Annotated in this window: 18 protein-coding genes; 6 read left to right on the top strand and 12 right to left on the bottom strand. The window is 32.0% G+C overall.

All coding sequences use genetic code 11. The features are described from left to right. Positions 1-62 precede the first annotated feature (62 nt). On the top strand, positions 63-1,142 hold the full coding sequence (locus tag AB671_RS17715; RefSeq protein WP_066674738.1) for a glycosyltransferase family 4 protein: 1,080 nt from the start codon (positions 63-65) through the stop codon (positions 1,140-1,142). On the opposite strand, the gene AB671_RS17710 is transcribed toward AB671_RS17715, so the two are convergent. The 5 genes from AB671_RS17710 to AB671_RS17690 all read right to left on the bottom strand — a co-directional run bounded on the left by AB671_RS17710 (position 1,139) and on the right by AB671_RS17690 (position 6,128). Continuing rightward, complete coding sequence (locus AB671_RS17710; protein WP_066674737.1) at positions 1,139-1,879, bottom strand: polysaccharide deacetylase family protein; 741 nt, start codon at positions 1,877-1,879, stop codon at positions 1,139-1,141. The genes AB671_RS17715 and AB671_RS17710 overlap by 4 nt on opposite strands. 3 nt (positions 1,880-1,882) lie before the next feature. Beyond that, positions 1,883-2,638 carry a glycosyltransferase family 2 protein gene (locus tag AB671_RS17705; protein WP_066674735.1) on the bottom strand — a complete coding sequence of 252 codons (756 nt, stop codon included), beginning with the start codon at positions 2,636-2,638 and terminating at the stop codon, positions 1,883-1,885. A gap of 69 nt (positions 2,639-2,707) precedes the next feature. Beyond that, on the bottom strand, positions 2,708-3,466 hold the full coding sequence (locus AB671_RS17700) for a glycosyltransferase family 2 protein (RefSeq protein ID WP_066674733.1): 759 nt from the start codon (positions 3,464-3,466) through the stop codon (positions 2,708-2,710). Between the two features lie 136 nt (positions 3,467-3,602). After that, positions 3,603-4,853, bottom strand: a complete 1,251-nt coding sequence (gene rocD / locus AB671_RS17695) for an ornithine--oxo-acid transaminase (protein WP_066674732.1) — start codon at positions 4,851-4,853, stop codon at positions 3,603-3,605. Between the two features lie 249 nt (positions 4,854-5,102). Continuing rightward, positions 5,103-6,128: an MAC/perforin domain-containing protein gene (locus AB671_RS17690; protein ID WP_066674723.1), complete on the bottom strand. Its 1,026-nt coding sequence runs from the start codon at positions 6,126-6,128 to the stop codon at positions 5,103-5,105. Between the two features lie 506 nt (positions 6,129-6,634). Between AB671_RS17690 and AB671_RS17685 the strand changes: the two genes are divergently transcribed. Continuing rightward, positions 6,635-8,734 (top strand): WG repeat-containing protein, encoded by a 2,100-nt coding sequence (locus AB671_RS17685; protein WP_066674720.1) that lies wholly within the window; start codon positions 6,635-6,637, stop codon positions 8,732-8,734. A 164-nt stretch (positions 8,735-8,898) separates the two neighbouring features. Here the strand turns inward: AB671_RS17685 and accC are convergent, their stop codons facing one another. The 5 genes from accC to pdxA all read right to left on the bottom strand — a co-directional run bounded on the left by accC (position 8,899) and on the right by pdxA (position 12,921). Continuing rightward, entirely contained in the window at positions 8,899-10,254 is a 1,356-nt protein-coding gene (gene accC, locus AB671_RS17680) for an acetyl-CoA carboxylase biotin carboxylase subunit (RefSeq protein WP_066674717.1), read from the bottom strand. Positions 10,255-10,351: 97 nt separating this feature from the next. Then, positions 10,352-10,834 (bottom strand): acetyl-CoA carboxylase biotin carboxyl carrier protein, encoded by a 483-nt coding sequence (accB, locus tag AB671_RS17675; protein ID WP_066674714.1) that lies wholly within the window; start codon positions 10,832-10,834, stop codon positions 10,352-10,354. 127 nt (positions 10,835-10,961) lie between these two features. Beyond that, positions 10,962-11,165 (bottom strand): 50S ribosomal protein L32, encoded by a 204-nt coding sequence (gene rpmF / locus AB671_RS17670; protein WP_066674711.1) that lies wholly within the window; start codon positions 11,163-11,165, stop codon positions 10,962-10,964. Positions 11,166-11,224: 59 nt separating this feature from the next. Then, complete coding sequence (locus AB671_RS17665) at positions 11,225-11,746, bottom strand: YceD family protein (RefSeq protein WP_066674708.1); 522 nt, start codon at positions 11,744-11,746, stop codon at positions 11,225-11,227. Positions 11,747-11,829: 83 nt separating this feature from the next. Beyond that, positions 11,830-12,921: a 4-hydroxythreonine-4-phosphate dehydrogenase PdxA gene (gene pdxA, locus AB671_RS17660; RefSeq protein ID WP_066674706.1), complete on the bottom strand. Its 1,092-nt coding sequence runs from the start codon at positions 12,919-12,921 to the stop codon at positions 11,830-11,832. 49 nt (positions 12,922-12,970) lie between these two features. Here pdxA and AB671_RS17655 point away from each other — a divergent pair, with 49 nt between their 5' ends. From AB671_RS17655 to AB671_RS17645, 3 genes are read left to right on the top strand one after another with little or no spacing between them, the layout of a single operon-like run. After that, a complete protein-coding gene (locus AB671_RS17655) occupies positions 12,971-13,567 on the top strand; it encodes a riboflavin synthase (protein ID WP_066674829.1) in 597 nt (198 codons plus the stop codon). Further along, on the top strand, positions 13,557-15,011 hold the full coding sequence (locus AB671_RS17650; RefSeq protein WP_066674704.1) for a sensor histidine kinase: 1,455 nt from the start codon (positions 13,557-13,559) through the stop codon (positions 15,009-15,011). The genes AB671_RS17655 and AB671_RS17650 overlap by 11 nt, the downstream gene beginning before the upstream one ends. Next, on the top strand, positions 15,011-15,715 hold the full coding sequence (locus tag AB671_RS17645; protein WP_066674702.1) for a tRNA1(Val) (adenine(37)-N6)-methyltransferase: 705 nt from the start codon (positions 15,011-15,013) through the stop codon (positions 15,713-15,715). The genes AB671_RS17650 and AB671_RS17645 overlap by 1 nt, the downstream gene beginning before the upstream one ends. Positions 15,716-15,743: 28 nt before the next feature. Here AB671_RS17645 and AB671_RS17640 read toward each other — a convergent pair whose 3' ends face one another. Together AB671_RS17640 and rpmH are read right to left on the bottom strand one after the other, a co-directional pair. Next, on the bottom strand, positions 15,744-16,454 hold the full coding sequence (locus AB671_RS17640; protein WP_066674699.1) for a cell division ATP-binding protein FtsE: 711 nt from the start codon (positions 16,452-16,454) through the stop codon (positions 15,744-15,746). 155 nt (positions 16,455-16,609) lie between these two features. After that, positions 16,610-16,768, bottom strand: a complete 159-nt coding sequence (gene rpmH, locus AB671_RS17635) for a 50S ribosomal protein L34 (RefSeq protein ID WP_054511485.1) — start codon at positions 16,766-16,768, stop codon at positions 16,610-16,612. Between the two features lie 210 nt (positions 16,769-16,978). On the opposite strand from rpmH, the gene AB671_RS17630 reads away from it, so the two are divergent. Then, positions 16,979-17,983 (top strand): DHH family phosphoesterase, encoded by a 1,005-nt coding sequence (locus AB671_RS17630; RefSeq protein ID WP_066674827.1) that lies wholly within the window; start codon positions 16,979-16,981, stop codon positions 17,981-17,983. Positions 17,984-18,004: the final 21 nt, after the last annotated feature.

The raw sequence follows: 18,004 nt of genomic DNA, 5'->3' as shown, positions 1-18,004 counted from the left end.
AAAACAAAAGTAAAGATTTTAAAGTTTAAATTTCTAATTTTGGGGAAAAGCCCGTGTTTTTCATGAAAAAGAATATCCTTATCGACGTTGAACGACTCAAATATCCTAAATCAGGAATTGCAAATGTTTGCATTTCATTAATCAAAGGAATAGACGAAAAAGTGTGCCATTTCCATTATACACTTTACGGCCCAGAGAAAAATATTCCCACGACACAATCTGATTTTAAGATTATTAACTGGAAATTTTGGCATAAAAAAATTACAATAAGTACCTCGTCTTTTTCATTAATTCATGTAACGCATCAACTTTCAGATTATTTTCATTCTAAAAAAAGTCATCAGAAAAAAGTAGTTACATTACATGATTTGAATTTTCTTCATGATAAAAGTTCTGAAAGAAAAATTGAAAAATCTAAAAAACTCGTTCAGAAAAATATAGGAAATGCAGATGCCATAGTTTGTATTTCAGAATTTGTAAAAGATGATTTTCTTAAAAATAAACATTTGTTTACTTTTAAAAACGACGTAGAAGTTGAAGTGATTTATAATGGATTGATTTTTCCTGATAATGAAAACTTTAGTTCTGAAAAAAAATATGAGTTTATCAATAGAAAATTCATTCTAAATATTGGGGTGCTTTTCCCCAAAAAAAATCAGGAAGTTTTGCTCAATCTCATCACAGGAAATGAAAGAGAATTGGTGTTAGTAACCTCTTCAGCAAAATCTGAACACAAAGAAAAATTTCTTGAAAAAGTGAAAAATTTAGGCTTAGAAAAGAAAGTTCATATTCTTGAAAATGTTGAGAATAATGAAAAATATTTTCTTCTTCAGCATTGTGAATCGTATTGTCACCCGTCGCTTGCAGAAGGTTTTGGTATTCCTCCTGTTGAAGCAATGTATTTTGGAAAGCCTGTTTTTCTAAGTAATTTAACCAGTCTTCCCGAAATTGGTGGAGATTTGGCTTTTTACTTTAATGATTTTACATCAGATTCGATGAAAAGAGTTTATGATGAAGGTATTGAAAAGTTTAATGCTGATAAAGAAAATTATATTATAAAATTAAAGGAAAGAGCTTCAAAATTTAGTTATAAAAGCATGGCTGAAGCCTATGAAGGTTTATATAAAAGATGGCTGAGTTAAAGCTTTGTTTTTCCAAATTTGAGTTTCCATTTAAAGGTTTTTAAAGAATCTCCGTACTTGATGTCGATACGGTTGACTTCAAATCTCTTTTTAAAGGGGTAAAATGCTATATTATTGCCAATCCTCATTGCTGAGACAATTCCGATTCTGGCGAGCATTTTGAAAAACTCTTTTTTACGCTCTTTTTCTTTTGGAAATTTGCCATACGGATAAGCCAAAACTTTTGTGAAACTAATTTGATTTTGTTCTAAAATTTCAATGTTTTTTAAAAGGTCTGTTTCAGCTTCTGATAACGTCATTTGCGAAAAATTCTTGTGAGAATGACTGTGCAAGGCAATTTCAACTAAATTAGGATTCAGAGATTTTATTTCATCAAAATTCATATAGACTCTTTCTTCTCCATTCAGATTGTTTTGAATAAACTCTGTAGGAATGAAAATTGTTGCTTTCAACTGGTGTTTTTCGAGCAGTGGAATCAGATATTGTAAGTTATTGTAATACCCATCATCGAAGGTTAAAATAATTTTATTATCAACAGATTTTGAATCTTCTAAATCTTTGAAAAATACAGTTTTGAAATTGTTTTTGATGTATACTAGCTGTTCATCAAGATTTTCAACCGTTACAATCAAATCATTTTTATAAGCAATCGATTGTGGTAACACCTGATGATACATCAAAATTCGAATACTTTCTTTCTTTGAAAGTCCCAAAACTCTTTTAAAAAAAAGAACCATATTCTATCTGAATTTATGAATTTCGTGAAGTTTTTTATATTTAAGAAAAGTGTAGAAAGCTGCTGTTGCTGCCGCATAATAGCCAACCAAACCGTCAAGAAATCCTAAACGTAAAAAATAAGATTTAAAGAACTGAAAAATAGGCTTAAAAAGAATTTTAAAAATGTTTGATTTTTTGCCATTCTTATACATTTTTTCTGCCATCATCGAGGTGTATTTATTAGACTTTTCGATGTGGTGATAAATGTCTTTGTAAGTGTAATGATTTATTTTCCCTTTCAGTTTTCCTTTAGATTCTGTCGTAATGAATACTTCATGTACAATGTCTTCAGAGTATTTTCCGTGGCCTTTTCTGAAAAGTCTTTCTCTTTTTATATTTCCCCAACCTCCATATTTTAAGGTTTCCCCCAAGAAAATATTATTAAATTCAGCGTCGTAAACATTAAATTCCGGCTGTGGTTCTGAGATTATTTTTTTGATTGACTTTTTTAAGTCTTCTTCAGGAATTTCATCAGAATCTAAAAACAAAATCCATTCTGATTGGCATTGTTCAATAGCGAAATTTTTCTGTTTTCCAAAACCCAAAAATTTTTGCTGAATAAATTTTACCTTTGGAAATCTAGAGCAAATCTCTTCTGTACAGTCTTTAGAAAAGCTGTCAACAATAATGATTTCGTCGGCTAAATCGTGAATTGCATTTAGATTTTTTTCGATTATTCTATCTTCGTTAAAAGTAATTATTGCTACAGAAAGCTTCATGGATGTATGACTTACTGATGCAAAAATACAGTTTATTTTCAGAATTTTAAAACTGTAAAAAAATAATCGTTATGCATATTCTTCTTTTAGAAATTCATAGGTTTTAAACGAACTTAGAGCGCTTAAGTAGGAGAGTATTAACCCTTTTTTGCCGTCTAAAATACCAAGTTTTAGAATATACGTTTTAAAGAAATTAAATGCGCTTTTTGATAATTGTTTCACCATTTTATAGTGAACCCCTTTTTCGTGTAAATCTTTTGCTTTCAGTTTTGAATAATGAATGACTTTTTTGTAGTAAGCTTCATAAGAATCAAAAGAAAAATGAAGAAGATAGTTTTGTAAGGTCCCAGGGTTGTCTACGTTACTTAGCCCTTCATGAACTCTTTTATTTTCGTCATAATGTGCCACTTCTTTTTTAAAAAGACGGATGTTCTTGTCATTCTGGGTACCCGAGTAATTTACTTTTTCGCCCATAAAGAAAAATTTGCGTTTAAAAAAGTAGGCGTTTTGAGTAACAGGTTTTTTAATTTCTTTTAAAATTTCATTTCTCAATTTCTGGGTAATTCTCTCATCAGCGTCTAAAAATAAAATCCAGTCGTTTTTTGCGTAAGAAATGCAAAGATTGCGTTGCTTGGTAAAATCTTCAAATTTATTTTGATAAAGTTTTACGTTGGGATATTTATTTTTTATAATGTCAACGGTTTTATCGGTACTGAAAGAATCCAAAACAATTATTTCGTCAGCAAACGCTACCGAGTTTAAAGCTTCTTCAATATTTTTTTCTTCATTAAAAACGATTAATAAAGCACTTATTTTAGGATTATCCATACCACTCACATTATAAAAAGGTTAGATAATAAACAAGTACAAAAGTTAAACAATCGTTTGTTCAATTTATTGAGTAAAAAAATAACGCTCTGATTTAGAGCGTTATTCATTTTAAAATATTAAAAAATATTTTTATTTATTTCTTATAATTCAAGATTGTTTGTTCAATAATCTTCACGCAATCTAATAATTGTTCTTCTGTGATAACCAATGGAGGAGCCAATCTGATGATATTTCCGTGAGTTGGTTTAGCTAAAAGTCCGTTTTCTTTTAACTGTAAACAAAGATTCCATGCGGTAGAGCTTTCAGGAGTATCATTAATTAAGATGGCATTTAATAAACCTTTTCCTCTTACTTTGGTAATTAGGTCTGATTTTTCGATTAATTTTTCAATTTCACTTCTGAATAGTTTTCCTAATTCTTCAGCTCTTTCAGAAAGTTTTTCATCAGCAACAACGTCCAAAGCTGCGATAGCAACTGCACAGGCAATGGGATTTCCTCCAAAAGTAGAACCGTGCTGACCTGGTTTGATGACATTCATAATCTCATCATTTGCCAACACTGCAGATACAGGATACATTCCTCCAGAAAGTGCTTTTCCTAAAATTAAAATATCAGGTTGCACGTTTTCGTGGTGACAAGCAATCAATTTACCCGTTCTTGCAATTCCTGTCTGTACTTCGTCTGCAATGAAAAGAACATTGTATTTTTTACATAATTCTAATGCATTCTTAAGGAAGTTTTCATCCGGAACATAAACTCCAGCTTCTCCCTGAATCGGCTCAACCAAAAATGCTGCAATATTTTGAGCGTCATTTTTTAAAACTTCTTCTAAAGCTGCAAGGTCGTTGTAAGGAATTTTTACAAATCCCGGTGTGAAAGGACCGTAGTTTTTATTGGCATCGGGGTCGTTTGAGAAAGAAACAATTGTTGTGGTTCTTCCATGGAAATTGTTTTCACAAACTACAATTTTAGCTGCGTTTTCAGAAATTCCTTTTACTTCATAACTCCATTTTCTAGCTAATTTTACTGCCGTTTCCACAGCTTCAGCTCCCGAATTCATTGGTAGAACTTTGTCAAAACCAAAAAGGGTAGTGATTTTCTTCTCATACTCTCCCAAATTTGAATTGTAGAATGCTCTTGAAGTTAAAGCCAGTTTTTTTGCTTGATTTACTAAAGCATCAACAATTTTTGGGTGTGAATGCCCTTGGTTAACTGCTGAATAAGCCGAAAGAAAATCGTAATATTTTTTACCCTCAACATCCCAAACAAAAACGCCTTCACCCTTATCTAGAACCACCGGAAGCGGATGATAATTGTGTGCACCATGTTTTTCTTCGAGTTCGATGAAATATTGTGAGTTTTTTGCTTGTTCTTGTATTGACATATTGTTTTTGCTTTTTTACAAATTTAAACATTCTGAATGAAAGAGATAAACAGTAAAATAATGTTTGAACGATTGTTAATTAAGTTTGTTTTAAGGTAGGTTACATAAGTTTCAGAAGAAAATTCATATAATAAACTTGGCAATCAGATTTTATATCTTTTTATAGGCTTTGATTTAATTTCTTATAAATAAAAAAACCGTCTTTCTAAAAGACGGAATGTTGTATAATTTAGGTTTAAAATATTGACTTTAAGGAGCTAAAGTAACTTGATTTTTAATAATATAATTATCAATATAAAATTTAAGCTTTGCTTTTTTTACAGGATCTTTTACTAAATCATAAATGATAACTAGACCGGAATTTCCAAAATCTACAAGAACTGAATTTTCTTTTGTTACCGTACTTTGCCAATCGATAAAGTTAATTGTCGGAGTTTTTTTATCAAGGTTAAATATGCCTGCTTTTGCTTTAGATTTATCACCACCTCTGGTTTTATAATATAATTTCTTTTCGTAGTTTTTTGAGGCTTCTATAGCATCAATTTCATTATTGTTCACGTCGTTTAAATATGTTCTTACACCAATTCTTGCAGCACGTTCACGGTCATGGTTTGTTGTTTTGGCCTGAAAAATCATATCTACTTTTGCTCCAGTGTATATATCTACTGAAACATGAGTTCCATAGTCTTGAACAATCTGTTCAGGAGTTTTTTCCTCAATATCGTTTAAGAAACTTGAAGTTAAATAATTACTCAATAGTTCTGCTGTAGCATTATATCTAAATCTTTTAAGCTTTATAATCATGTTATAACTTCCATAGATATATGAATTATCAAAAGTTTGATTATTTAACATGGCTGATGCAAATGGTATTGTTTTACCGTATACTTTTAAGAGTTTCGTTGCCTCAACTTTCTTAGATATCATTTCCGAAAATGAAGCAGCATCTTTCCCATATTCATCTTTTTGCTCCTGAGAGAGTACTGTTTCATCAGATAGCCGTGAAGGGTTTTCTATTTTAAACTTATCTGTATCTATAATTTTTAATGCGGTAGAGTTTGCATCTGCATATTCCCCTGTTACGTTATAACCATATCCCAAAGCATTATATACCCCAAATTTTTTGACAGGGTCTGTTATAGGAATTGTAATATGTTCTTGATTTTCAAAGTTTTCTGTGTTTTTTTCAGCTATTATGTCTTCATCTGTTGATGTACATGATGAAACGATGGCCAATAAGGTTGCACTAAAAAAAATGAAGAGCTGTTTTTTCATAATTTAATTATATTTCTCTAAGATATGATTAAATAGTTTTACAGAAAAGTTTTCTTTTATGATAAAAATCATTGTGAAGCTTTACTTAAAGGGTGCTTCAAGTAAAGCAGTTTTCAATTTTATTATATTTTCAATCCATTATAAAACTCACCATGAATTTTATAGTGTCGTTTTCAGAAATATGACCCTTATTTTCAATCAATTATCTGTAATGAAATATAGTTTTTAGCCCTTCAGCATAGAATTCTTCCAAAGCACGTTTTATTTTTGCAACTGCTTCTTCACGGGCTTGAAAAGTTCTCATCAATTTTACAAGATGTTAATGTGCCAAAGTTTTTGCATTTCGAATACATGTGAACTTCAACAATTAATTTTTATTTGTACCCTTTTTCAAGCAAGATAAAGTATTGAGAGTTTGTTATTTATTGTGCTGTTAGGTATTTATTTTTTATAAAGTTTAAAATTTCTTTGATATATTTTCTAAATTTACTTTTAATATAGTGGTGATGAAAGTACTATTAATTTTTCTTTTTTCCTTTTTTATAATTTGTATTTCGGGGCAAAGGAACAGGGAAGCTGAAGATTCTGCCAGAATAATATTGCGGCAGAAATTTTTTTATGAAGAAAATGGAAAATTTGGAGTTAAAGACAGTCTTGATAAGAAACTAACTAATGCGACATTCGACAACATTGATTTTTTTGATGAAAATTTATTTGTAGTCGAAAAGAATTCGCTGTTTGGAGTAATTAATCATTTAGGGAAAACAATCGTTCCGGCTCAATACAAAAGTGTGAAAAATAGCAAATCTAATTTTGCAAACGCAAACGCAAATACCAAAGAAAAATTAGAAAAATATTTGAAAGATGTAATCTTTTCTTATACCAATGAAGATTTGTATGATGAGCAATACGGAATTTACTCTAAAAATGGAAAATTGCTGTATCCTCCTATAATTCATCGTTTTTCTGAGATTAAAGAATATAAAAATATTGTCTATTTTATTGTTATTGAGTATCCTAAAACAGAAGGGTTTTCAGGAAAATACAACGAGAATACATTAAAAGTGAGCCAAAATAGACTGGTGAAGTTTGAAAATAACCAATTTAGTGCCCAATCTATAAAAGTAGATTATGACGATTTAGGTTTTTTGCCTATTAAAAATATCTTATTCTACAAAGAAGGTTTTAAAGGAGGCTTTTATAATATGGAAACCGAACAGAAAACCGAACGAAAGTATAAACATTACCGAGTTTTTAATAACAAGATATACGCAGCCAAAGAAAATTTTTATAATTATATTCTTGATGAAAATTTCAACGAAACCATTAGTAAAGACAGCATTAGCAATATAGCAAACGGTTATATTTACCTTAAAGAAGGAGTGAATTTTCGCTTGATGAAAAATGGTATGAAATCGAAATTTTCTTACCCATTAATTGAATCTGTTTCTCATTATTATGATTACGGGAATTATTCTAAGAACGAAAATTATGAAAATTATTTATCCCAACTATTCAAATTTCATCCTAGTAAAGGCAAATATGGACTGATTGATTTTAATGGTAACATATTCGTAGAACCAAAGTATGAAATTATAAATGTTTATCCGTTGCGAAAATATGTAGAAGAAAGTTATGATGAAAAAATGGAAGATTATTACAAGAAAAATCATCTTGATTATTTGATTATTCCTGGAGGTTTTTTTGGACCCGAAGGAGCCTATTTTAAGGAGTTTAAAATCATAAATTCTGTTGGCAAAGAAATCGTTTATCTGGACGAAAAAAATTATAATACATACGTTACGGATAATAATTTTGGAAGGTATAGTAAAAAAGGAATAACTAAAGATTTTTTTTATAGTAGTTCTAATCTTCAAAATGGTTTCTTTGTGTACGATATAAGAAACCAAAAGATAGTTTTGGCATCAGATAAAGGTTATTTTTCTCTTAGAAAAAACTTTGGTTTTGTAAGGCGATTTTATGATGAAAAAAAACAAGAAAATACGGTTACTTATTACAGTAACAAGCTGAACAAACTTTATGAAGAAAAAACAGCGATAAAAGAATATGATGAAATAGAGAGAAGTGTTATAAAAAGCAAAGCAATATACTTCTTTAACAATAATAAAGTAGGGTTGATTGATTTTGAAGAAAAGGAAGTTTTGCCTGCGAAATATGACAATATTAAAATCGTAAATTTTCATTATTATAATAATTATTATAGGAGTGAAGAAGACCTTATTACTTCATTTATCGTGACTAAAAATGGGAAAGTCGGTTTGCTTAATGATGTATATAAAAAAGTAATTCCACTAGAATATGATGAAATAAAATACCTGAGTAATCCGTATTTTGAAGCTTATCTTGTGAAGAAAAATAATAAGTATGGTTTGGTATCTAAAAATAATTTATTGCTTGTACCCATCATTTATGAAAATGAAATTTTCTTTGATTCGGAAAGAAAAAGGTTTGATATAAAAAATGAATATAAAACCGTTTTTATGCTTGATTATAGGCAGTCACACAAGAATAGTTGGTATAATGTTTACAATGACAATAATTCTTATATCATTACAAAAGGTGTTATTACAAAGGTTGACAAATAGTATGGATTAAAATTCTAACATCAATTAATGATTGGCTTTTAACAATGAAGAAATTTCAATAAAAAGATTATTTTTTTCTACTCCAAACACCTCATTAAAATCCAGCTTCTCACAAAAAAACCGCCTCATAGGTGAGACGGTTTAAGTATTTATCTAAAATAATCTTAGTGATTATCATATTTTCTATCCATTACAAAACTCTCCATGAATTTTGTCGTGTAGTTTCCTGAAAGATAATCTTCATCTTCCATCAACTGTCTATGGAAAGGAATTGTAGTTTTTACACCTTCAACATAGAATTCTTCCAATGCACGCTTCATTTTTGCAATTGCTTCTTCACGGGTTTGAGCCGTTGTAATTAATTTTGCAATCATTGAATCGTAGTTAGAAGGAATCGTGTATCCTGAATAAACATGCGTGTCTACTCTGATACCGTGTCCTCCAGGAATATTTAATCCTGTGATTTTTCCCGGTGAAGGTCTGAAATCAGCATAAGGATCTTCCGCATTGATTCTACACTCAATTGAATGTAATTTTGGATAATAATTAATTCCTGAAATTGGAGCTCCAGAAGCTAATAGAATTTGCTCACGAATCAAATCGTAATCTACAACTTGCTCCGTAATAGGGTGCTCAACCTGAATTCTTGTGTTCATTTCCATGAAATAAAAATTTCTGTGCTTGTCAACAAGGAATTCAATAGTTCCTACCCCTTCATAACCGATAAATTCTGCTGCTTTTACCGCTGCATCACCCATTTTCTCACGAAGCTCGTCAGTCATGAATGGAGAAGGAGTTTCTTCAGTTAATTTTTGGTTTCTTCTTTGTACAGAACAGTCTCTTTCAGAAAGGTGACAAGCTTTACCAAATTGGTCACCTGCAACCTGAATTTCAATATGTCTTGGTTCTTCAATCAGTTTCTCCATGTACATACCCCCGTTTCCGAAGGCTGCAACAGCTTCCTGAATTGCAGATTCCCAGTGTTCTTTTAGGTCTTCAGCTTTCCAAACAGCTCTCATCCCTTTACCTCCACCACCTGCGGTAGCTTTAATCATTACCGGATAACCTGTTTCTTCTGCAGTTTTTACGGCATGCTCGTAAGATTCAATTAAACCTTCAGAACCAGGTACACAAGGTACGTTTGCCGCTTTCATGGTTGCTTTAGCGTTTGCTTTGTCTCCCATTCTTTCAATTTGCTCAGGACTTGCACCAATAAATTTGATACCGTTTTTCTGACAGATTCTTGAGAAATTAGCATTTTCAGATAAGAAACCATACCCAGGGTGAATTGCATCTGCATTGGTAATCTCTGCAGCAGCAATAATATTAGGTATTTTAAGATAAGAGTCTTTACTCATTGCAGGACCAATACAAACAGCCTCGTCAGCAAATCTTACATGAAGACTGTCTTTGTCGGCAGTAGAATATACTGCAACGGTTTTGATTCCCATTTCTTTACAAGTACGTAAAATACGCATTGCAATTTCGCCACGATTGGCAATTAATATTTTTTTGAACATCTTCTTCAATTTGAAAATTAGATAATTTGAAAATTAGATAATGTTATTTTAATGTAGAATTTAATCTAACATCTAATGTCTAACATCTAACTTCTAATTAAGATGGATCTACTAAGAATAATGGTTGGTCGTATTCAACAGGAGTAGCATCATCAACTAAAATCTTAACGATTTTACCGCTTACTTCAGACTCAATTTGGTTGAATAACTTCATTGCTTCGATTACACAAACTACTTTTCCGTTAGAAACTTCATCACCTACGTTTACAAAAACATCTTTATCTGGAGATGGTTTTCTGTAGAAAGTTCCGATCATTGGAGACTTAATAGTTACATATTTACTATCATCAGAAGCCGCTTCTGTTTTTTCTGGAGATGCAGAAACCGGAGCTGGAGCGTGGCCTGGAGCTACCTGTTGTGGAGCTTGCTGATACATTGCAGGCTGAGCAACATAGCTTACTTCATTACCTCCAAGTGGAGTTTTAATAGTAATTTCGAAATCTTTAGTCTTGTATTTTACTTCTGAAACTTCAGCTTTAGATACAAACTTGATAAGATTTTGTATGTCTTTAATGTCCATAAAATTGATATTTGATTTGCTGTCAAAGATACCAAAAAAACACAAAAAACAACAAAAAACCGCCGAAATTTATAAAAATTGGGCGGTTTCTGTATTAAAACGAGTGTTTTTCGATGAAAAGCGACTCTTAGTTTTCTTCAGTAGTAGCTACTTCTTTTTCCATTACTACTTTACCTCTGTAGTAAAGTTTTCCTTCATGCCAGTGAGCTCTGTGGTATAAATGCATTTCTCCTGATGTTGCATCTTTTGCTAATTGAGGAACTACAGCTTTATAATGAGTTCTTCTCTTATCTCTTCTTGTAGACGATTGTCTTCTCTTTGGATGTGCCATTTTGTAATAACTTTTTTAATTGATGAGTGATGAGATTCGCCATCTCATCATTAAACTATTTAATTTTTATTCTTTAAATTTTTTAGTGCGTCCCATCTTGGGTCACTTTTTTGTTCTTCCTCTTCTATTTCTTCTGGACTGAATTTTTCAAGGATTTCCAAATCTTCATCACTTATATTGGGTGATAATTTTTTCATGGGTATTGAAAGTGCCACATTTTCATATATCAATTGTGAAATATTAAAAGCATGGTCGTTGGTAGGAATGGTGATAACGTCTTCTTCGCTGTCATCATATTCTTCCCCAAACTTTACCAAAATACCGATTTGGTTTTCAATAGGGTACATAAAATCTTCGTTGGTGATATCACAAACCAATTCTACTATACCATCTACTTTGATTTCAAATTCTAAAAAAGTAGTGTGTTTATCAAGTAAAACATCTACTTTGATTTTAGGATTTGTAAATTCTTGATCAGTCTCAAATAATTGAAAGAACTCTTTATCTATCTCAAATTTGAACTCGTGTTTGCCGGTTTTTAAACCAGAAAAGCTTACGTCGTAGTTTCTTAACTTGTCCATAAAATGAGTGTGCAAAAATATGCATTTTTTTTAATATTACAAATTAAATTCATAACAAATTAATTTTAATTCGTTTACAGATTTTATATTTCGTTTTCTACAGGTAGGTCTTCATCTATTCCATTGTCGGAAGGCATTCTTTTGGGCTGCAGACGATTGCTCATCAAATCTTTATAGTCATTTCTATGATTGAAAATTTTAATGGCCGTAAAAATTGCCTCTACAAAGCTTCGTTCATCGGCAATGTTTTTTCCCGCAATATCATAAGCCACACCATGATCGGGAGAGGTTCTGATAAAAGGAAGTGCTGCAGTGTAGTTTACGCCTTCTTCATAAGCTAATGTTTTGAAAGGAGCTAATCCCTGGTCGTGGTACATTGCTAAAACGGCATCGTAATTTTTATATTTTGAAGGCTGGAAATAGCTGTCTGCAGGAAAAGGGCCAAAAGCGAGAATTCCGCTGTCTGAAAGTTCTTTTATTGCTGGAGAAATGATTTCTATTTCTTCATTTCCGATAACTCCACCATCACCGGAATGTGGATTTAAACCTAAAACTGCAATTTTGGGTCTTCTGATAGCGAAATCTTCAATTAACGTTTGATTTAAAGCGCGGATTTGTTTTTTTATTTTTTCTTTAGAAATGTTTTCAGCAACCTGCGAGATAGGAATGTGGTGTGTAGAAACTGCTACTTTCAAATCCTCTGACACTAAAAACATTAATCCTTTTTTATTAAATTTTTCTTCAAAATAACCAGTGTGACCTGCATGTTTGAAACCCATTTTTACCATCTCATCTTTGTTGATGGGCGCAGTTACCAAAACATCAATTTCACCTTTCATTAAAGCTTCAGTTGCGGCTTCTAATGAATCTATTGCCATCTTTGTAGATTCTTCTGTTGGTTTTCCCAGTTCTACATTAGAATTTTCTTTCACAAGATTCACCATATTGAGCTTTCCGTTTTGGGCTTGCGAAGCTTCAGTAATGTAGTTGAAGTTTAAGTTTAGCTTAAAAAGATTTTTTTGATAGGTGAAAAGTTTACCTGACCCAAAAATAACTGGAGTGAAAAAATCTGTAATGGTTTTGTCAATCAGAGACTTCATGATGATTTCAGGGCCAATGCCGTTGAAGTCACCAATTGAAATTCCTACTCGTACTTTATGGTTTTTTGGGCTCATTTTGATTATCTTTGAAGATTATAATTTTACAAATTTAGCAAAAAATAATATGTTCACAGGAATTATTGAAGCAGTAGGAGTTATTGAGAAGATACAAGAAAACGGAACGAATATAGACTTTACCCTAAGTTGTCCCTTTACGAACGAACTAAAGATCGATCAAAGTCTTGCTCATAACGGCTGTTGTTTAACGGTTGTTGAGATCAAAGATGATCAGTATGTGGTTACGGCAATCAATGAAACTTTAGAAAAAACAAATTTAGGTAAATGGAAAGTAGGAAGCGTTGTTAATTTGGAGCGCTGCATGATGATGAATGGAAGGCTTGATGGGCATATCGTACAAGGTCATGTAGACAAAACCGGAGAAATTGTGAGCATCGAAAACAAAGATGGCAGCTATTTTGTTACTGTAAAATACAATTCAGAAGGTAATTTTGTTACAGTGCCTCAAGGCTCTATCACGATGAATGGAATTAGTTTGACGGTAGCTAAAAGTGAAGATTTTCAGTTTTCTGTAGCGATCATCCCATATACTTGGGAATTTACCAATATGAATACTCTTCAGGTAGGCGATAAAGTCAATCTTGAATTTGATATTATTGGTAAGTACATTTCAAAATTAATTAGCAGGCAGAATGGCATTTAATAAATATAAAGGATATAGCTTAAGAAACCGTGTATTTTTCGGATTCTTATTAATATGTCTTTTAAGTGTTGCCGCATCTTCTCTGGTTCCTTACTTTGTTTTGCGAAATAACGCGTTGGAGCAGAGTAAAATTGACATGCAGGAGAAGACCAATGCGGTGATGGCCTATTTTGATTATGCTTTAAGTCGTACGACGGTACAAACGCAAGACCTTAGGAAGGTGTTGGGAAATAAAATATTTGAGATTGCAGATATTAATCAACATGATATAATTGTTTATGATCTGAAGGGAAATTATTTACTGTCAAATAAGGATTTGAATCTGGTTGATCGTAAAAAGGTTCCGATGGATATCGTTAATAAACTTTTGTCAAAAGAGACGAGATATGACGTTCGTGGCTATGATGCTACCAAAGATGCAGTCTATACTTCGTCATATCTCGTTCTGAAAAATAATATGTGGGAACCTATCGGAATTATCTATATTCCTTTGTATCATAATGAGTCTGCTTATATGGAAGTTTTACATAAGTATGTGATTTATATTCTTTTAATAGACTTAATTATTATTGTTTTCAGTATCTGGCTTAGTTGGGTTACATCAAATAATTTAGCTAAAAATATTACGAAATTCTCTGATATGATTACGCGTATCACTCTTTTTGAAAATGAAATGCGCCCTATTAAATATTATAAAAATGATGAGTTGAATGCTTTGGCGAGAGCGTATAACAGGATGATTCTTCAAATTCAGGATCAAAAAGAAAGGCTTCGTTTTAAAGCGTCAGAAGAAGCGTGGCGAGAAATGGCAAAACAGGTTGCTCATGAAGTGAAAAATCCTTTAACGCCAATGAAGCTGACTATTCAGAATTTTGAAAGAAAGTTTGATCCCCAAGATCCAAATATTACAGAAAGAGTAAAGCAGATGAGTAAAACAATGGTTGATCAGATCGATGTTATTGCGACAGTAGCTTCTGCCTTTTCAGAATTTGCAAAACTTCCCGAAAAAAATAATGAAGTCATCAATCTGAATAATGAGATAGAAGATATTTTAAGGGTTTTCAACGATGATCAGATATTTGTTCATTCTAATAAGAGCAATATTATGATTACGATGGATCGTGTTTTCCTTTCGAGAATTATTACCAATTTGGTTACTAATGCTAAGCAGGCAAAAAGTGATGATAGAGATTTGTTGGTGAATGTAGATATTGAGCAGCATCAGAGAAGGGTCATAATTTCTGTGCAGGATAACGGAATCGGAATTCCTGAGGGTATGTATGAAAAGATTTTTGAGCCTAATTTTACCTCTAAAAATAGTGGGATGGGACTTGGTTTATCAATGGTTAGAAAAATGGTGGAAGACTATAAAGGAGAAATTTCTGTGAAATCTGAAGTAGGAAAAGGTTCTACATTCATCATTACTTTACCGACTAATTTATAGTGAAACCTTTTACATTTAAACAGTTCGAAATTCACCAGTCAAAAAACGTCTTCCGTGTAGGAACAGACGGTGTTTTGCTGGGGGCTTTAGCGAATGTGCAAAATGTTTCTAAAGTATTGGAAGTAGGGACGGGAACGGGTTTAATTTCCCTAATGTTGGCGCAAAGGAACTCTCAGGCAGATTTTTTAGGAATTGATATTAATCAAGAAGCGGTAAGCCTTACTCGAAGTAATTTTGAACAGTCTCCTTTTTATTTAAGACTAAAAAATATTCTCCAGGATTTTAAAGTTTTTCAATCTGAAGAAAAGTTTGATCTAATTGTTTCAAATCCACCTTATTTTGAAGAGTCGGATTCTGAAAAAGATAAACTGGCACGTCAAACAGTTGAGTTAAATTTCTTACAACTGATTTCAAAATCTTCAGAATTACTTTCTGAAAATGGTATTTTATCTGTAATTATTCCTTCTGAAGCTGGAAGTTGTTTTGTTAGAATAGCTATTGAAAATCAATTATTTATGATTCGGAAGGTTAGTGTTAAGGGAATTGAACATTCAAAAGTAAAACGATTGGTCTTAGAATTTTCTTTAACGAAAAAAGAAGTCGAAGAATCTGAATTTATTATAGAAAAAAGTCCGAGAAAATACTCGGACCAATATCTTGAACTCACCAAAGAGTTTCATGTATTTAAAGAAGTTAGAAGTTAGTGTTTTCTAAATTTCTTAATCTTTTAATTTATTCAAATAATTCTGCTGTATCCAATACAGAAACTTTTCCGTCCTCACATCTGATTGCTTCTCCCGGGAAATTTTGAATCATGTGATAATCGTGAGTTGCCATTACGACAGCAGCGTGATTTTCTTCAGCTACTTTTTTTAACAGCGTCATAATTTCGTTAGAGGTTTCAGGGTCTAAATTTCCTGTTGGCTCATCTGCTAAGATTAAGTCTGGGTGATTAAGAAGAGCTCTTGCAATGGCGATACGCTGTTGTTCTCCACCAGAAAGTTCATGCGGCATTTTATGCTTTTTCCCCTTCATGTTTACACTTGAAAGTACTTCATTGATGCGCTCATCGATTTTGTGCTTGTCACTCCATCCTGTAGCTTCCAGTACAAATTTTAAATTTTTTTCAACCGTTCTGTCAGAAAGCAACTGAAAATCCTGGAAAACAATTCCTAGCTTCCTTCTTAGGTTAGGAACGTCTGATGCTTTTAATTTAGCCAAATCAAAACCTACGACCTCAGCTTTTCCTGCAACCAAAGGAATATGTCCGTAAAGAGTCTTCAAAAGAGAACTTTTTCCAGAGCCTGTTTTTCCGATAAGGTAGCAGAATCTTCCTTTTTTAATAGTAAGGTTAACATCGGAAAGTACCGTAAAGCTTTTTTGGGCAATCTTTGCGTTTTGCAGAGTTACAATAATGTCTCCGGTGATATTTGTATGTGGCATAAATTTAATTTTTATTGGCTTTACAGAAAGCGCTTTTTTCAGATTTTAAAAATAAAAAAAGATATTCTATAAACCTAAAAATTAATATATTTTAACAACAAAAAATGCCTGAAAAAGTACTTTTCAAGCATAATCTGTATATTGTAACTAAAGAATTATCTTTTAGCTCTTGCAGAACTTACTGAAAGGCTTTTTCTGCCTTTAGCTCTTCTTGCAGCTAAAACTCTTCTACCGTTTGGTGTAGACATTCTTTCTCTGAAACCGTGTTTGTTTCTTTTCTTTCTTTCTGATGGCTGGAACGTTCTTTTACTCATTACTATATATTTTAGTCGTAATTATCTATTAATTTTCAGGTTGCAAAGATATCATTTTTTTTATTAGATACAAATATTACCTTTCTTTTTTTGAAATATTTTTAATTGATTTATAGAGGGGTTAATGAAAAAAACTGTATGTATGCTATTTTATATTTACTATTCATTCCGTTTAAAACCTCTATCTTTGGAAACTCAAATTTAAAGAAAATGTTTACACCTTCAGAACTTTTAGAAATCAATCAGCTTCTTGTACCGGAAAATAAAATTGTTATTCTTACCCATTATAACCCGGATGGAGATGCTATTGGCTCAAGTTTAGGGTTGAAACATTACTTAAAAGCAAAAGGTTTGGAAGCTGAGGTTGTTGTTCCCAACGATTTTCCTAAGTTTTTGAAATGGATGCCGGAAGCGAAAAAAAATATTGTAGGCGAATACAAAAGAAAAGTAGCCTTTGACATGATTAATGAAGCCGATGTTATTTTCTGTTTAGATTTCAATTCTCCTGCAAGAATCGGAATTTTAGGAGATTGGCTGATGAGAGCAAAGGCAAAAAAAATTCTTATCGATCATCATCAACAACCTGAAGATTTTGACTTTGTATATTCAGATACGGTTATTCCCGCAACTTGCCAGATGGTTTATCATTTCATTGAAGCAATGGGTGATGAAAACTTAGTGAATAAAGATATTGCAGAATGTTTGTATACGGGTATTATGACAGATACTGGTGGTTTCCGTTTCCGTTCTACAAGTGCGACTACGCATAGAATTGTTGCTAATTTAATTGAAAAAGGAGCAGACCCGTCTGTGATTACATCCAATACTTGGGATACGAATACCGTTTCACGTTTACATTTATTAGCACTGATTTTAGGTAGAATAGAAGTAGTAAATGACGGAAAAGTTGCGGTATTATATTTAACGAGAACAGAACTTAAGGAATATGGTTTTCAGAAAGGCGATACAGAAGGTTTTGTAAATTACGGATTGAGTATTGTTGGGGTAAGAATGGCAGCATTCTTCATGGAAGATCTTTATGAAGATTTCATTAAAATTTCTTTCAGAAGTAAAGATGATGTTGATGTAAATCAGTTTTCAAGAAAATATTTCAGCGGTGGAGGTCACATCAATGCAGCAGGAGGAAAGTCTATGGAATCTTTACCAGACACGATTGAAACTTTTAAAAGCAGAATTGCCGAGGAGAATTTGTAGTTAAATAGTTAGTTGTAAAAA

It is taken from the genome of Chryseobacterium sp. BGARF1 (assembly GCF_001677955.1).
GTDB lineage: Bacteria > Bacteroidota > Bacteroidia > Flavobacteriales > Weeksellaceae > Chryseobacterium.
This window is presented reverse-complemented; position numbering and strand designations above follow the sequence as displayed.

Bases quoted from the DNA above. Each gene is read 5' to 3' on its own strand.
- AB671_RS17705 (WP_066674735.1), bottom strand. From the start codon at position 2,638: ATGAAGCTTTCTGTAGCAATAATTACTTTTAACGAAGATAGAATAATC.
- AB671_RS17655 (WP_066674829.1), top strand. From the start codon at position 12,971: ATGTTCACAGGAATTATTGAAGCAGTAGGAGTTATTGAGAAGATACAA.
- AB671_RS17630 (WP_066674827.1), top strand. From the start codon at position 16,979: ATGTTTACACCTTCAGAACTTTTAGAAATCAATCAGCTTCTTGTACCG.
- accB (WP_066674714.1), bottom strand. From the start codon at position 10,834: ATGGACATTAAAGACATACAAAATCTTATCAAGTTTGTATCTAAAGCT.
- pdxA (WP_066674706.1), bottom strand. From the start codon at position 12,921: ATGAGCCCAAAAAACCATAAAGTACGAGTAGGAATTTCAATTGGTGAC.
- AB671_RS17665 (WP_066674708.1), bottom strand. From the start codon at position 11,746: ATGGACAAGTTAAGAAACTACGACGTAAGCTTTTCTGGTTTAAAAACC.
- accC (WP_066674717.1), bottom strand. From the start codon at position 10,254: ATGTTCAAAAAAATATTAATTGCCAATCGTGGCGAAATTGCAATGCGT.
- AB671_RS17640 (WP_066674699.1), bottom strand. From the start codon at position 16,454: ATGCCACATACAAATATCACCGGAGACATTATTGTAACTCTGCAAAAC.
- AB671_RS17710 (WP_066674737.1), bottom strand. From the start codon at position 1,879: ATGGTTCTTTTTTTTAAAAGAGTTTTGGGACTTTCAAAGAAAGAAAGT.
- AB671_RS17715 (WP_066674738.1), top strand. From the start codon at position 63: ATGAAAAAGAATATCCTTATCGACGTTGAACGACTCAAATATCCTAAA.
- AB671_RS17690 (WP_066674723.1), bottom strand. From the start codon at position 6,128: ATGAAAAAACAGCTCTTCATTTTTTTTAGTGCAACCTTATTGGCCATC.
- rpmF (WP_066674711.1), bottom strand. From the start codon at position 11,165: ATGGCACATCCAAAGAGAAGACAATCGTCTACAAGAAGAGATAAGAGA.
- AB671_RS17700 (WP_066674733.1), bottom strand. From the start codon at position 3,466: ATGGATAATCCTAAAATAAGTGCTTTATTAATCGTTTTTAATGAAGAA.
- rpmH (WP_054511485.1), bottom strand. From the start codon at position 16,768: ATGAGTAAAAGAACGTTCCAGCCATCAGAAAGAAAGAAAAGAAACAAA.
- AB671_RS17685 (WP_066674720.1), top strand. From the start codon at position 6,635: ATGAAAGTACTATTAATTTTTCTTTTTTCCTTTTTTATAATTTGTATT.
- rocD (WP_066674732.1), bottom strand. From the start codon at position 4,853: ATGTCAATACAAGAACAAGCAAAAAACTCACAATATTTCATCGAACTC.
- AB671_RS17650 (WP_066674704.1), top strand. From the start codon at position 13,557: ATGGCATTTAATAAATATAAAGGATATAGCTTAAGAAACCGTGTATTT.